Raw genomic sequence first — 15,035 nt, forward strand, 5'->3', positions numbered from 1 at the left:
AGGTATAAATTGAAAAATTAAAAGCTTCATCTATATCTTTTCGTTCGCATATAGTAAAATAAAAGACTGTAAACAAAAAGTAGTGACGGCTTTTTAAGGAATAGGAGAATTTATGTGAAACAACAAACAATCATTTTAACCGGTGGAGGGACAGCTGGTCATGTATCGCTCAATCAAGCGATACTCCCGTCTTTACTAGAACTAGGTTATGATGTCCACTATATTGGGTCAGATCAGGGCATTGAAAAAGAATTAATAGGCGAGGCATTTCCTGATGTTCCGTTCTACGGTATTTCAAGTGGAAAATTGCGTCGTTATTTCTCAATGAAAAATTTTACCGACCCATTTAAAGTGCTTGCTGGAATGATGCAGGCTTTTCGTATTATTAAAAAAGTGAAGCCACAAGTTATTTTTTCAAAAGGTGGCTTTGTTTCTGTACCCGTTGTCATGGCAGCGAAATTTGCTGGTGTGCCAGTGGCCATCCATGAATCAGATGTTACACCGGGCTTGGCCAATAAAATTGCGCTACCATTTGCATCACATATCTTTACGATTTTTGAAGAAACATTGCAACACTTACCGAAAGAAAAGGCAACTTGCACAGGCTCCATTATTCGTGAAGAATTATTTATGGGTGATCGAGCGGAAGGATTATCTCTCTGTGGCTTTACAACATTAAGACCTGTTCTTCTTGTAATGGGGGGGAGTTTAGGTTCAGTTGTTTTGAATGATGCACTTCGTCAAAATTTACCAGAGCTTGTCAAACAGTTTCAGATCATTCATTTGTGCGGTAAAGGAAATTATGACAAATCATTCGAGTCAATGTCTGGTTACAAGCAGTTCGAGTATGTAACAACAGAATTACCAGATTTATTACATGCGGCAGACTTTATCGTCTCACGTGCAGGCTCCAACTCGATTTTTGAATTTTTAGCACTTCACAAGCCGATGTTGTTAGTGCCATTATCTGCACAAAAAAGTCGTGGTGATCAAATATTAAATGCCAACCTATTTAAAAGACAAGGTTATGCAGAAGTATTACAAGAGGAAGAGTTAACAAAGGAATCATTTAAAAAATCGGTGCATGTGTTAACGGAGCACAAAGAAGAAATGGTTGCTACGATGCAAAAAACACAAAGACCTAAAACGCCAGAAGAAATGGCAAAATTGATTTTACAATATAAAAAGTAAGCTCTTTACTCGATATGCTTTAGCCAATACCCACAAAATAGGGGCCTTGCTGCATGCAAAGCCCGAAATAAAAGCTATGTGCCTGTCATTACGACAGAACACATAGCTTTTTTTATTGGTAGATTACATTGCTTGCTCTTCGCCTTCTTGCGTCTGATAGGCTGTTGTCAAATAGAACAAGTCTTTTGGAATTTTAAATAAATTAAATTGTGCTTCGCCTTTGTTTACCTGTGCTAATAATGTCGGGTGATCTTCGTTTGCACAAACGACATAAGGTAGCTTTAAGGCTGCGCGCTGTGATTTTATATTTTCAACACGAATACGGAGAAATACCGTATGGAAGTTATAATCATAAAAGAGTTCATTCAAAAAAAGCATTTTTGCCTTTTGGTTATATCCTTTACCTTGATAAGGGAGTCCAATCCACGTTCCTAAAAAGCCTGCACCGTCCTCAACATCATGAATGCTAATGGTGCCGATTGGTTGACCCCAATCATCAGTAATGGTCCTAGAAATAGCGAGTCCCTTCGCTTCCTCTTCAATCAGTTGTTTTGTCATAAACCAGTATTCATCAGCTGACGTGGCTTTCTGACGGACAAATGGGAAAACAGAAGGGTGTGATAATAGCTCATAAAGCTCTGTACATTCATGAAGGTCTCGATGTTTAAGCATACGAAACGCCTCCTTTACTAGGGTAGTTAAAACAATTCCGTTGAAACATAAAGAAGAAAACTACAATTCGTACTGGAATTAAAACCCAAAGAACTAGACGTTATAACTATGATATCCATAATTTCCCGCTGTCTTACTGATTTTTCGCCCATACCGAAAAAAGGCTAGTTTTTTTAATATAATATAACATTCTTACTGCTTTATGCAATCATTTTCCACGAAAAAACAAAAAATAAATATATTAGTCAGTAAATTCTGAAAGATTAATTGTTATACACTAATTTTTAGGAGATTTAAGGCTAAAATAACAATTTTCTGTATAAAAATATTTAAATAGTGTTTCTTTAGAATTATATTTTTTCTTCAAAAGAGGTAAAATATCAAAAAATACCCTGAAAAGGATACAATTTTTTCGGTTTGGAAAAGGTGATTCCTTGATAATATGTTATAATAGTAGTATTGATTTTTTGTATAAACAAACAATATTAATAAATTTTTTCAATCGTGTTGATTAGGAAAAAAATAGGTTTATTATGGAGTAATAAAAAGTTTTTTATTGCTATTTTGAAATATATTCCTATTTTCAACTGATTGTAGCGTAGGGCTACTTGACTCCCTTGGGAAAGCAAGTAGCCCGTGCGAAAATCAGCATCTTCTAATTAATTAGGATGGATAAAAAATGGTTAATCAACACACTGAAATTTTATTTTTATATGATCGACTTATGGGGGTGACAGCATGGAATATCTTTTAAGTGAAGAATTTTTTAATGAATTGTTTATTGGCAAAGATTTTGTCTTTCTAATGAAAAGAGTGGGAGACGATTATCAATATATTCGCTTAAATCAAGCAGCTCGAGCTTTGTTATCACATGAGGCGATTGGGAAAATGCTTTCTACATGTACCTCGAGTCGTAATTTTTCGATAATTCTAGAGAATTACAATCAAGCAATTGCGAAGCATAGTCAAGTTGATTATGTTGATTATGCTTATGTTAAATCTGAAGTTCGTAAATATGAGACATCTGTTCGTCCGTTTAAAAATAATAATGAAGACTATATTTTAGCTATAACAAAAGAGATTCTTTATGATCGCAGTATTGAAGATAAGTTTTTATTTATGCGCTCTATGTTTGATCATGCCTTTTTTTCTACGGTCATCCTATCAGCTGAAGGAGCTATTTATGAAGTGAATTCCAGCTTCATGGAGGACTTTGATTTAGATAATGAAACGGTCAAACACAAATTATTCGTGGATTTACCAATTGTTCCTAAAGATGAGGTAGAAAACATACAAAACTATTTACAAAGGGCAGCAATGGGCGAAAATATTGGAGAAAAACTCATCAAGCTTCATACACTGGATAAAAAAGAGCGCACGTATTTACTTTCGCTCTCTCATTTGATGCAAGGAGATAACTCTTTCGCTATTTTTCTTATCATGCAGGATTTCACACAATTCACTCAACAAAAAGCGGAGTTACGCTCAAAATCGCATGGTTTAGAGGTTTTTAAAGCTGCACTAAATTCTGCAACGTCTATTGCTGTTTTTGATATGGATGGAAAAATTGTAGAAGTTAATGATCTATTTTTAAAAGCGTCTGGTTTCACGGCAGAAGAACTAATTGGTCAATCTTATCATTTAATCAAACCTCGATATCATACGGAGGACTTCATACAATCGATTAATGCATCGGTTGGAGCGGGGGAAATTTGGCGAGGGGAATTGTGCTACCGTACAAAATATTACGCTGATTACTGGGTAGAAGCAGCTATAGTTCCATTAAAAAATGAATTTGGCAAGACAGAACAGTATTTATCCATTAACTATGATATTACAGACAAGAAAAGAATGTTAACGGAATTGAAAAATATTGAACGAACATTTCGTCTCATAACAGAAAATACAAATGATTTGATTGTCATTACTAACGAGGATGGCATCATTATTTATGCTTCGCCATCCTATGAGATTTTCTTAGGGTACGAAAACGGAGAATTGCAAGGGCAGTTTTACAGTATTATGATCGAGGACGAAAGTAAGAAGGCGTGGCAAACATTTCTAAATAATTATTCGGGTCAAACAGATACGCAGTTTGAGCTACTGCTTAAAGCAAAGGACGGTACGCCTGTTTGGACTGAAGGAAATGCAACAGTCGTACATGATCCTGAGCGCGAAAAAGTTTCACAAATTATGATGGTGTCCCGTGAAATAACCCGTCGTAAGGAGCGGGAGAGTGATCTATTATATTTAGCTTATCACGATACGTTAACACAGCTACCAAATCGTCGTTTTTTACAAAAGGAGTTCCCCAAATTACTGACACAAGCACAAGAACAACTTGTGTGTTTAGCTATTCTCTATATCGATGGGGATGACTTTAAAAATGTTAATGATTGTTACGGCCATGATACAGGGGATGATTTTATCCAGAAGTTTGGCCAAGTTTTAAATACTGCTGTACGTAGTCATGATTTAGTTATTCGCATTGGCGGCGATGAATTTATCATCGTCTTAACAGGTTTAACTCGGGATGATGACAAGAGGTATACTCAAATCATGCACATTTATAATCGCATCCGTAATGAACTAAAAAAAGGTTGGATCATCGAAAATCATCATTTTTCCCCAACTGCCTCTATTGGAATCGCTTATTATCCGGATCACGGTACTACATTAAATGAATTGCTAGAAATAGCGGATCAAGCCTTATATAAAGCGAAGGAATTAGGGAAAAATAATTTCTATATTGCTGATGCACATTAAAAAAGTCTGTACAAACAAGTAATTGCTTGTGGTACAGACTTTTTGTTTGATGTTATGCTATAACAGTGCTAAGGAGGAAATCCTTATCGTTATTTTTAGAAAAGAAGGTGATGGAATGCCTAAAAAGATACTTTTAGTGGAAGATGAGAAGCATATCGCGCGCTTTGTGGAGCTCGAATTAAAGCATGAGGGCTATGAAGTATTGGTCGCTTTTGATGGACGTGAAGGACTTGCACTGGCGTCATCTGAAAATTTTGATGTTCTGTTATTAGATGTTATGCTTCCGGGGATAAATGGTATTGAGATTTGTCGCCGAATACGTACGCAATCAAAGGTACCAATTATATTGTTAACGGCACGAGATGCTGTGATGGATCGTGTAGCGGGCTTAGATGCCGGTGCAGATGACTACATAGTAAAACCATTTGCGATTGAAGAACTACTAGCAAGAATTCGGACTATTTTACGTCGGGTAACACCTGATGAAAAAAGTGCAGAATCATTATGTTTTCGTGATATCGAAATCGATATAGCGGCCTATGAAGTATCCGTGCAGGGGACTAAGCTTGATTTGACGAAAACGGAATACGATTTACTTAAACTATTAATCGAGCATAAAAATAAAGTTTGTACACGAGAGCTCATTTTAACCTCTGTTTGGGGGTATGATACGGATATAGAGACAAATGTTGTAGATGTATATATCCGACATTTACGAACAAAACTACCGGGAGATATGAATGCCTATATAGAAACCGTTCGTGGGGTTGGGTACGTGATGCGTGAATGAAAAGATTGAGAGATTATTTAGTTCATCAACCCTTACAAAGAAAATGGATGCTAACATCGAGTGCTGTAATATTTTTTAGCTATACGATTATTTGTATTGTCGTTTATATTTCGCTCCATACATGGCTATTACATGACGAGGAAAGTAAAATCAAACGGACAAGCGATGATTTGGTGTCTTTTTTAGAGTCACAAGGACCCAATCTTACAATTCAGCAAATTCAACAAAACACAGGGTTATTAAATTCCATTGTCGATCGTGATCAAACTGTTAGAGTGTTCAATTTAGATGGTGTAGAGATTTTACGTATTAATAATGCTTCACAGGCTGCACCCATTACCTCAATGCAAGAAATTATGGAAGTGACGATTGATAATGAGGATGCCTTTGTCATAAATGTACCAATTCAGCTAGGTTTCTTTCAAGGCTATATTCAAATTATTCATCCACTGACAGGGTTCCAATCATTGATGCACTATTTATTAACGGCGATGCTTATAGCAGGTTTAGGAGCATTGTTGTTATCAGCCTCGATAGGTTATTATCTTGCTAACTATTTAATGCAACCATTACATGCGTTACGTTCATCCATGAAAACGGTTATGGATAAGGGATTTAATGAGCCCATTCAATTAACGTACACTTCACATGATGAGATTGGTGATTTATTGAAGATGTACAATGCAATGATGGATGAACTGCAAATTTCATTTACAAAACAACAGCAATTTGTCGCAGATGCTTCTCATGAGCTACGTACGCCAATTCAGGCAATCGAAGGACATCTCTCTCTATTGAAAAGATGGGGGAAGGATGATCCAGAAATTTTGGAAGAATCTATTGATACTTCCCTAACAGAAATTGCACGGATGCGTAAAATGATTGAAGAACTATTGGAGCTTGCACGTCGTGAAGAAAAAGATGACACGAGTGAGGCTGACGCAGTAACGGTTATTACAGGGGTAATAGAAGAGATACAATATCTTCACCCAGAAGCTCGAATAACGCTGTCGAAAAACGAAGAAATAGGTCATTTATTCATTACGGAAAATGCACTGAGTCAAATTGTTCGTAATATAATAGAAAACGCAATTCGTTATTGTGAAATAATTCCGGAGATTCAAATTTCACTATCCGCTTCTGATAAGGAAGCATTGTTAAAAATAGAAGATAATGGAATTGGGATAGCGGAAGAAAACATTCCTTTCATTTTCGATCGCTTTTATCGAGTTGATGAGGCTAGAAATCGTCAAATAGGCGGTACGGGCTTAGGACTTAGTATTACCAAAATGTTGCTTGAAAAATATAATGGTACTGTAGAAGTCAAGAGTGAGAAAAACGTTGGAACCGTTTTCTTCTTAAAATTCCCGCTAAAATATTAAGAAAAATCCACACTTTATTTAATTATTTTAGCCTTTGCGAAAAAATTTGCTTAATTTGATAAAAAGAGTTGTATTTTTTGTGAAGAGTAGTAAGATTGAGATGGAAAAAACGTTCTTTAAATAATGGATAAGTTGTGTTAAACATCCTTTTAAAGAACAGAAAAATATTATATAATTAATTGCAATTTAATTAATGGAACTGCCGAAAGGCAAAATTTGGAGGTCATTTTTCATGTCGAACAACGTTACAACTGTAAGTTCTCCATGGTCAGCTTTCTCTGGTCCTAACCTAGGATATGTGATGGAGCAATACGACTTATTCTTACAGTCTCCTGAAGAAGTAGAACCGGAGTTAGTATTATTATTCCAACAATTTGGTGCACCAGTAGTAGTTGAAGGTGAAGTAGCTGTAGCTAGTAATGCAGCAGCTCCTGCTGGCGATTACAAAAAAGTGTTAGCAGCTGTGAAACTAGCAGATGCAATTCGTACACACGGCCATTTAGCGGCAGATATTTACCCTCTGAAAAACCGTGAACTACAAACAGCTCAAATTGAAGAAAGCGCGTTCAACTTAAGCGCTGCAGATTTAGCTGAAATTCCTGCAGCTGTCTTCTTCAAAGATGTGCCAGCAAACGTGAAAAATGGTAAGGATGCAATCGATTACTTAAAATCTGTTTATACAGAAAAAGTAGCATTTGAATATAATCACGTAGTAGCAACAGAAGAACGTGATTGGATTCAAGCACAAATTGAATCAGGTTCATTTAAACAAACATTAGCTTCTGATGAGAAAAAAGCATTATTAGACCGTTTAACTCGTGTTGAAAACTTCGAGAAGTTTATCCACAAAACTTTTGTAGGTCAAAAGCGTTTCTCTGGTGAAGGTTTAGATACTCAAATCGTTCTATTCGATGAAATTTTAAAAACATCTGAAGCATATAACGTAGAAAAAGTACGTATTGGAATGGCTCACCGTGGTCGTTTAAATGTGTTAACACATATTTTAAATAAACCATACGACATGATGTTCTCTGACTTTGCACACGTGTCTAATGAATTATTTTTACCAGAAGATGGTCGCCTTGAAATAACTAAAGGCTGGACAGGTGATGTAAAATATCACATGGGTGCTTCTTACAACCGTGAATCTGGTATGAATGTTAAACTTGCTTACAACCCATCTCACTTAGAAGTAGGAAATCCAGTTGTTTTAGGTACTACTCGTGGAGCACAAGATGATACTTCTAAGCCAGGGCAAGCGATTCATAACCGCACAAAAGGATTAGGTATTCTTGTACATGGTGACGCTGCATTCCCAGGTCAAGGGATCGTAACAGAAGTATTAAACTTTGCAAAAACAGAAGGGTTCACGACTGGTGGTACAATTCACATCATTGCTAACAACATGATTGGATTTACAACTGAACTACAAGACTCTCGCTCATCTGTTTACTCTTCTGACCCTGCAAAAGGTTACGAAGTGCCAGTTGTGCACGTAAATGCAGATAGCCCTGAGTCAGTTGCTTTAGTAGGTCGTTTCGCAGCTAACTACCGTCAAAAATTCGGTAAGGATATCGTCGTAGACCTAATTGGTTATCGCCGTCACGGTCACAATGAAACGGATGATCCAACTGTTACAAACCCGGAAACATACAAATTAGTTGCTAAACATGAACCAGTTCGTGCTTTATATGGTGCACAATTAGCAGCTGAAGGTGTTGTTTCTGCTGCTGATGTAGCAGCTTTAGATACAGCTATCTATGCAGAAATGCAAGCAGCTTATGACCACGTAAAAGAAATGGCAGCTAAAGATGAGCACAAACATCTAGAAATGCCAGAAGAATTAAAAGTGGAATTCCCACAAATTGACACAGCAGTTGGTGCGGAACGTTTAGAAAAAATTAATGAAGAGCTTTTAGTGTTTGAAGAAAACTTCGAACCACAGAAAAAACTTGGCAAAATTTTAGAAAAACGCCGTGATGCATTTGCTTCTGCAAAAATCGACTGGGGTCATGCAGAAACTTTAGCTTATGCAACAATTATCCAAGATGGCACACCAGTACGTTTTACAGGTCAAGATGCACAACGTGGTACGTTCTCTCAACGCCACTTAGTGTTACATGACAAAAACAATGGTAACTTATTCACGCCACTTCACCATATTTCAGGTGCAAATGCTTCATTTACAGTGCACAACTCTCCACTGACAGAAGCAGGGGTAGTAGGCTTTGAATATGGTTATAATTTAGAAAATGACCATGTATTATCAGTTTGGGAAGCTCAATTCGGTGACTTTGCAAACATGGCACAAGTAATGTTCGATAACTTTATTTCAGGTGCACGTGCTAAATGGGGTCAAAAATCTGGTTTAGTAATGCTTTTACCGCATGGTTATGAAGGTCAAGGGCCAGAACACTCATCTAGCCGTATGGAACGTTATTTACAAATGTCAGCTGAAAATAACTGGTTCGTTGCAAACTGTTCAAATGCAGGCAACTACTACCACTTATTACGTCGTCAAGCAGCATTATTAGGAACAGAAGGTGTTCGTCCGCTTGTAGTGGTATCACCTAAATTCCTACTTCGTCACCCATTAGCTGCTGCAAATGCTGATCAATTAGCAAATGGCTCATTCCAAGAAGTAATTGAGCAACCTGGTCTAGGTTCAAAACCAGAAGCTGTTGAGCGCGTTGTATTAGGAACAGGTAAAGTAATGATCGACATCGCAGACCGTATTAAAGACGGTGAAGGCTTCGATCACTTACACATTGTACGTGTAGAACAACTTTACCCATTCCCAAAAGAGCAAGTTGCTGGTATTATTGCTAAGTATCCTAACGTAAAAGAAGTTGTTTGGGTACAAGAAGAACCTAAAAACCAAGGTACTTGGAATTATGCATTAGAAACATTATATGACCTTTCTGAAGGTAAAAAGTTACGTTATGTAGGTCGTCCTGCAATGAGCTCTACTTCTGAAGGTGATGCAGATTCTCATAAAGCAGCTCAAGCCGCACTTGTAGAAGAAGCAGTTGCTGAGCCTGTAAAAGTTAAATAATCAATCACATAATAATTTTAAAAGCCGGGCTACTTGCTTAGGCAGTAGCCCTTTTATGTGCACATAATGCACGTTAATCAAAGGAGGAAATGAAAGTGGCTGAAATTAAAGTCCCTGAATTAGCAGAATCGATTACAGAAGGTAGTATCGCACAGTGGGTAAAAAAAGTGGGCGATCGCGTTGAAAAAGGTGAATTCATCGTTGAACTTGAAACAGATAAAGTAAACGCTGAAATCATTTCTGAAGAAGCGGGTGTATTAACTCAAATTTTAGCTGAAGAAGGCGATACAGTACTTGTAGGTCAAGTAATCGCAGTTGTAGAAGCTGGCGAAGGTGCAGCTCCAGCTCCTGTTGCAGCGGCTCCAGTTGAAGCAACACCAGCTCCTGCAGCGCCACAAGCAGCTCCAGCTCCTGTTGCAGCAGCTCCAGTTGTTGTAGAAACTTCTGGAGAGCGTGTAATCGCATCTCCAGCAGCACGTAAACTTGCTCGTGAAAAAGGTATTGACCTTGCTGCTGTATCTCCAGTAGATCCACAAGGACGTGTACGTGTACAAGACGTTGCAGCTCATGGTACAGCTCCAGTAGCAGCACCACAAGCAGCTCCAGCAGCACCTAAAGCAGTTGCAGCTGTAGATGAATCACGTGTGACAGTTGAAAAAATGAGCCGTCGTCGCCAAACAATTGCAAAACGCTTACTTGAAGTAAAACAATCTACTGCAATGTTAACAACATTTAACGAAGTAGATATGACAAACGTTATGGCATTACGTTCTCGTAAAAAAGACCAATTCTTCGAGTCAACTGGCTCTAAACTTGGTTTCATGTCATTCTTCACTAAAGCAGTAGTTGCTGCACTTAAAAAATATCCATATGTGAACGCGCAAATCGTTGGTGACGAAATTCACTTAAACAACTTCTTTGATATCGGTGTAGCTGTATCAACAGAAGAAGGTTTAGTAGTACCAGTTGTACGTGACGCTGACCGCAAAAACTTCGCTGAAATTGAAGATTCAATTGCAGACCTAGCGAAAAAAGCACGTGACAAAAAATTAGGTTTAGCAGATCTTTCAGGTGGCTCATTCACAATTACAAACGGTGGGGTATTCGGTTCATTAATGTCTACACCTATCATGAATGGTACACAAGCTGGTATCCTAGGTATGCACACAATCAAAAAACGTCCAGTTGAAGTGAATGGTGAAGTAGAAATTCGCCCAATGATGTACTTAGCACTTTCTTATGACCACCGTATTATCGATGGTAAAGATTCTGTAGGTTTCCTTAAAACTGTAAAAGAATTACTTGAAAACCCAGAAGATTTATTATTAAATTCTTAATACCAAAATCATATTTAAACCCTGCGAACTTTGTTTCGCAGGGTTTTTTCTTTTTGTTGAACATTGAAGGGAACGATGGATAAAAAAGCTAGAGCAACGGAAAGAATAGTCGAAGTGACGGATAAAGCAATCGAAACGACGGAAAGAATAGTCGAAGTGACGGATAGGAACCCGAAGCGACGGAATTTGAGTTTGGTAATAAATGTTAAAGATTGTACCAAAAAATACAATAATGATTTTCAATTTTTCAAAAATAGGCAATGGGTATAAGAAGATTAATACCCTAATATTGTAAAAAATCAGAAAAATGATAAAATTATCTTGACGAATATCTTACTTTTATTGTAGTATCTTAGTATCAATTAAATAAACAAACCTCACATTTGTTCTACGGTGAGGTAGAGGCGCGGTATTTATTAGTTCATTGTTGAGTATAAGCAAGCGAAGACGCAATGGAGAAGGAACTACCGCCGAAGTATAAAAGGAGCTCGTACTTTTATGCTGGGTCTGCAGTGAATAAGTGCAGGACTGTCCTAGTGAATTATTTTCCAGATTTACTAGGTTGTGCTATCTCGGATACATGGAAATTATAGTGAGGATTTGGGCAACTGTTAATTAAAGTAAGACCTAAGTTCAATTCTTAGGTCTTTTTTTGTACAGTTGTCTTATTTTTTTACAGAAAAGGGGAGTTTTTCATGAAAAGAAAATGGTTGTTATTAATGTTAACGGTAATGACTGCAATTATGTTGGCAGCATGTGGTTCTGGCGACAAAAAGGATGAAGCAACAGGTGATGCTGGTGCAGATAAAGATGGCGGAGGTGAATTCCGTGTTGGGATGGAAGCAGGTTATGCTCCATTTAACTGGACGCAACAAGATGATGCAAATGGTGCAGTAAAAATCGCGGATAATGCTGAATATGCGGGCGGCTACGATGTGCAAATGGCGAAAAAAATTGCTGAAGGCTTAGGCAAAGAATTGGTCATTGTGAAAATGGAGTGGGATGGTTTAGTACCTGCACTACAATCAAATAAAATTGATGCCATTGTTGCGGGGATGTCACCTACTGATGAGCGTAAGAAAACAATTGATTTCACTGAAAATTACTATACATCTGATTTTGTTATGGTTATTAAAAAAGGTAGTAAGTATGAAAAAGCAAAATCAATCCAAGATTTTTCAGGAGCTAAAATCACATCACAATTAAACACATCTAACTACGATGTAATAGATCAGATCAAAGACGTTCAAAAACAAACTGCAATGGATAACTTCCCTGCTATGCGTGTAGCCTTAGAAGCTGAAAAAATTGATGGCTATGTAGCAGAACGTCCAGAAGGAATTTCCGCTGCTGCAGCAAATGATAAGTTCACATATGTAAAATTTGAAGAAGGCTTTGATACAGATATTTCAAACACTTCTATCGCAGTTGGTTTACGTAAAGGTGATGAAAATCTAGGTAAAATCAATGAAATTCTAAAAGGTATTTCTGAAGATGATCGTCAAAAAATAATGGAAGAAGCAATTCATCAACAACCTGCAGCACAATAATAAGACTGCACGGACTACTTGCTTAGTCCGTGCAATATCTTTTCATCATTATTCAATGAGTACCTCTTTAAATAATGATAATGTCCTAGCTAATAGAATCATAAAATAATAAGAAAAAGTAAGTTGCAATAAAATAGCTAAGGCAAAAAAACAAGCAAACAACACGACGTTGTAAGGAGGCACATCATGAGTCTTGAATGGATTATTTCAATTGTTGAGAACAACTGGCAAATGTTTTTACGAGGTGCGTATTATACATTACTTATTTCGATTATTAGTACAATTATTGGTGCACTTATCGGATTTTTCATCGGAATTATGCATACTATTAAGGTTCGTAAAAAGGGTGTAAAATACTATAGCTTAAAGATCATTAATTTTATACTAACATGCTATGTTGAATTCTTCCGTGGTACACCAATGATTGTACAAGCAATGGTTGTATTTTTCGGATTAGATATGGCATTTGGTATTGATATGCACTTTATTACAGCAGGTATTTTAGTCGTTTCATTGAATACTGGGGCTTATATGGCGGAAATTGTACGTGGTGGTATTGTATCGATTGATAAAGGACAGTATGAGGCTGCTTCAGCAATCGGTATGAATCATTTTCAAATCATGCTAAATGTAGTCTTACCACAAGTTGCGAGAAATGTATTGCCTGCAACAGGTAATCAATTAATTATGAATATTAAAGATACAGCAGTATTAAATGTGATCGGTGTTACGGAATTATTCTTCCAAACAAAATCGATCGCAGGTAATAACTTCCGCTATTTTGAATCATTCTTCGTAGCTTGTGTCATGTACTTCATCATGACATTTACAGCATCAAGGATTTTACTATATGTAGAAAGACGACTTGATGGACCAGATGCTTATCAAAAAGAACAGAAAGAAGCAATATAGGGGGACGAACAAATGGCCGTTATTAAAATAGAGCATTTAAGTAAATCATTTGGGCGTAACCAAGTGTTAAAGGACGTCAATTTTCAAGTAGAAAAGGGTGAGGTTGTCTGTTTAATCGGTTCTTCAGGATCAGGTAAATCAACACTACTGCGCTGCATTAATCTACTAGAAATGCCTAGTGGTGGTCAAATTATTTATAAAGGTGAAAATATTTTAGACGAAAAGCATAATATCCAAGAATACCGTACACATTTAGGGATGGTATTCCAGCAATTTAACTTATTCAATAATCATAATGTGTTAAATAATTGTACGGTTGGACAAGTGAAAGTATTAAAGCGTTCAAAGGCAGAGGCCGAGAAAATTGCTTTAAAATATTTGCACATCGTTGGCATGGATCAATATGTCAATGCAAAGCCTCGTCAGCTATCTGGTGGGCAAAAACAGCGAGTAGCGATTGCTCGCGCATTGTCCATGAACCCCGATGTGATGCTATTCGATGAACCTACGTCTGCATTAGATCCAGAGATGGTTGGGGAAGTGTTGAAGGTTATGCGCCAGCTAGCGGATGGTGGCAATACGATGTTAATTGTTACACATGAAATGGAATTTGCTAAAGAAGTAGCTGATCGTGTTGTATTTATGGATAAAGGTGTTATTGTAGAAGAGGGTCCACCATCACAGGTATTAATAAACCCTCAACATGAACGTACAAAAGAGTTTTTAAAACGTACACTAAAATAATTTCAAAAAAGTGAGTCCAGATGAATGGGCTCACTTATTTTCTAGAATTCCACTCTGCATATAAAACAAAGCAAATTGCAAATGCTACGGCAATGATAAAAAACCATTGCGGTACACCACCAAAGCTCATAATAACACCTCGAAGTTAAGATTTAATTATATAATTGGATGAAAAAACGGACTTCTATGGTTTTTTTCTCCACAAAAGAACAAAAATATTATAAAATAAGCATTAGACATTAGCTTCATGCTAGTAAAGAAAGGTAGAGAGATTATGTTACATTTAAAATGGAAAGATGCACCAACACTACGCGCAGTTACATGTAAGCATACAAATGCATCAAAATATTTAGTATCAAACGTATTAACAGTAGGGAAACAATATGATGTAAAAAATGAAACAGAAGAATTCGTTTTTATTATCGATAACACTGGTAATATCGGTGGCTACTATAAAGATTATTTTGAATAATAAAAATCAATTTCTCCTTGGCGTAATGGCGTCCAGATTTTAGCAGGATGCGAGGGTTTTAGGCTAACATCCTTTTATTCATTCCTTTTAAAATCCGTGGCATCCGCCGGAGGCTTAATTTTCATTCAATAGGTTTGAATGAAAATAAGAGGGTGGTTCAGATG

12 protein-coding genes and 1 riboswitch are annotated in these 15,035 nt (G+C 36.9%); of the genes, 11 read left to right on the forward strand and 1 reads right to left on the reverse strand.

Annotated elements, in window-relative coordinates; translation table 11 throughout:
- Window positions 1–114: 114 nt before the first annotated feature.
- Entirely contained in the window at window positions 115–1,191 is a 1,077-nt protein-coding gene (locus AB9L17_RS11945; RefSeq protein WP_375200708.1) for an undecaprenyldiphospho-muramoylpentapeptide beta-N-acetylglucosaminyltransferase, read from the forward strand.
- A 123-nt stretch (window positions 1,192–1,314) separates the two neighbouring features.
- On the opposite strand, the gene AB9L17_RS11950 is transcribed toward AB9L17_RS11945, so the two are convergent.
- On the reverse strand, window positions 1,315–1,863 hold the full coding sequence (locus tag AB9L17_RS11950) for a GNAT family N-acetyltransferase (RefSeq protein WP_068984174.1): 549 nt from the start codon (window positions 1,861–1,863) through the stop codon (window positions 1,315–1,317).
- Between the two features lie 738 nt (window positions 1,864–2,601).
- On the opposite strand from AB9L17_RS11950, the gene AB9L17_RS11955 reads away from it, so the two are divergent.
- The 10 genes from AB9L17_RS11955 to AB9L17_RS12000 all read left to right on the forward strand — a co-directional run bounded on the left by AB9L17_RS11955 (window position 2,602) and on the right by AB9L17_RS12000 (window position 14,871).
- Window positions 2,602–4,629 (forward strand): diguanylate cyclase domain-containing protein, encoded by a 2,028-nt coding sequence (locus AB9L17_RS11955; protein ID WP_223554385.1) that lies wholly within the window; start codon window positions 2,602–2,604, stop codon window positions 4,627–4,629.
- A 115-nt stretch (window positions 4,630–4,744) separates the two neighbouring features.
- Entirely contained in the window at window positions 4,745–5,419 is a 675-nt protein-coding gene (locus AB9L17_RS11960; protein ID WP_068984176.1) for a response regulator transcription factor, read from the forward strand.
- Window positions 5,416–6,801 (forward strand): sensor histidine kinase, encoded by a 1,386-nt coding sequence (locus AB9L17_RS11965; protein ID WP_068984177.1) that lies wholly within the window; start codon window positions 5,416–5,418, stop codon window positions 6,799–6,801. The genes AB9L17_RS11960 and AB9L17_RS11965 overlap by 4 nt, the downstream gene beginning before the upstream one ends.
- A gap of 232 nt (window positions 6,802–7,033) precedes the next feature.
- Window positions 7,034–9,856, forward strand: a complete 2,823-nt coding sequence (locus tag AB9L17_RS11970) for a 2-oxoglutarate dehydrogenase E1 component (protein WP_068984178.1) — start codon at window positions 7,034–7,036, stop codon at window positions 9,854–9,856.
- A 95-nt stretch (window positions 9,857–9,951) separates the two neighbouring features.
- Window positions 9,952–11,193, forward strand: a complete 1,242-nt coding sequence (gene odhB / locus AB9L17_RS11975) for a 2-oxoglutarate dehydrogenase complex dihydrolipoyllysine-residue succinyltransferase (protein ID WP_223554386.1) — start codon at window positions 9,952–9,954, stop codon at window positions 11,191–11,193.
- Window positions 11,194–11,268: 75 nt separating this feature from the next.
- Entirely contained in the window at window positions 11,269–11,463 is a 195-nt protein-coding gene (locus AB9L17_RS11980) for a hypothetical protein (RefSeq protein WP_375200709.1), read from the forward strand.
- A 121-nt stretch (window positions 11,464–11,584) separates the two neighbouring features.
- Window positions 11,585–11,771: riboswitch (Lysine riboswitch) on the forward strand.
- Window positions 11,772–11,888: 117 nt separating this feature from the next.
- Window positions 11,889–12,743 (forward strand): transporter substrate-binding domain-containing protein, encoded by an 855-nt coding sequence (locus tag AB9L17_RS11985; RefSeq protein WP_375200710.1) that lies wholly within the window; start codon window positions 11,889–11,891, stop codon window positions 12,741–12,743.
- Between the two features lie 186 nt (window positions 12,744–12,929).
- A complete protein-coding gene (locus tag AB9L17_RS11990; protein WP_068984181.1) occupies window positions 12,930–13,655 on the forward strand; it encodes an amino acid ABC transporter permease in 726 nt (241 codons plus the stop codon).
- 12 nt (window positions 13,656–13,667) lie between these two features.
- A complete protein-coding gene (locus AB9L17_RS11995) occupies window positions 13,668–14,399 on the forward strand; it encodes an amino acid ABC transporter ATP-binding protein (protein ID WP_068984182.1) in 732 nt (243 codons plus the stop codon).
- A 274-nt stretch (window positions 14,400–14,673) separates the two neighbouring features.
- Window positions 14,674–14,871, forward strand: a complete 198-nt coding sequence (locus AB9L17_RS12000; protein WP_068984183.1) for a DUF6501 family protein — start codon at window positions 14,674–14,676, stop codon at window positions 14,869–14,871.
- The last annotated feature ends 164 nt before the right edge of the window (window positions 14,872–15,035 follow it).

Origin of the sequence: Lysinibacillus sp. RS11, from assembly GCF_042019215.1 — a bacterium.
Lineage (GTDB): Bacteria > Bacillota > Bacilli > Bacillales_A > Planococcaceae > Lysinibacillus > Lysinibacillus xylanilyticus_A.

Bases quoted from the DNA above. Each gene is read 5' to 3' on its own strand.
- AB9L17_RS11995 (WP_068984182.1), top strand. From the start codon at position 13,668: ATGGCCGTTATTAAAATAGAGCATTTAAGTAAATCATTTGGGCGTAAC.
- AB9L17_RS11955 (WP_223554385.1), top strand. From the start codon at position 2,602: ATGGAATATCTTTTAAGTGAAGAATTTTTTAATGAATTGTTTATTGGC.
- AB9L17_RS11970 (WP_068984178.1), top strand. From the start codon at position 7,034: ATGTCGAACAACGTTACAACTGTAAGTTCTCCATGGTCAGCTTTCTCT.
- AB9L17_RS11960 (WP_068984176.1), top strand. From the start codon at position 4,745: ATGCCTAAAAAGATACTTTTAGTGGAAGATGAGAAGCATATCGCGCGC.
- AB9L17_RS11965 (WP_068984177.1), top strand. From the start codon at position 5,416: ATGAAAAGATTGAGAGATTATTTAGTTCATCAACCCTTACAAAGAAAA.
- AB9L17_RS11950 (WP_068984174.1), bottom strand. From the start codon at position 1,863: ATGCTTAAACATCGAGACCTTCATGAATGTACAGAGCTTTATGAGCTA.
- AB9L17_RS11985 (WP_375200710.1), top strand. From the start codon at position 11,889: ATGAAAAGAAAATGGTTGTTATTAATGTTAACGGTAATGACTGCAATT.
- AB9L17_RS12000 (WP_068984183.1), top strand. From the start codon at position 14,674: ATGTTACATTTAAAATGGAAAGATGCACCAACACTACGCGCAGTTACA.
- AB9L17_RS11990 (WP_068984181.1), top strand. From the start codon at position 12,930: ATGAGTCTTGAATGGATTATTTCAATTGTTGAGAACAACTGGCAAATG.
- AB9L17_RS11980 (WP_375200709.1), top strand. From the start codon at position 11,269: ATGGATAAAAAAGCTAGAGCAACGGAAAGAATAGTCGAAGTGACGGAT.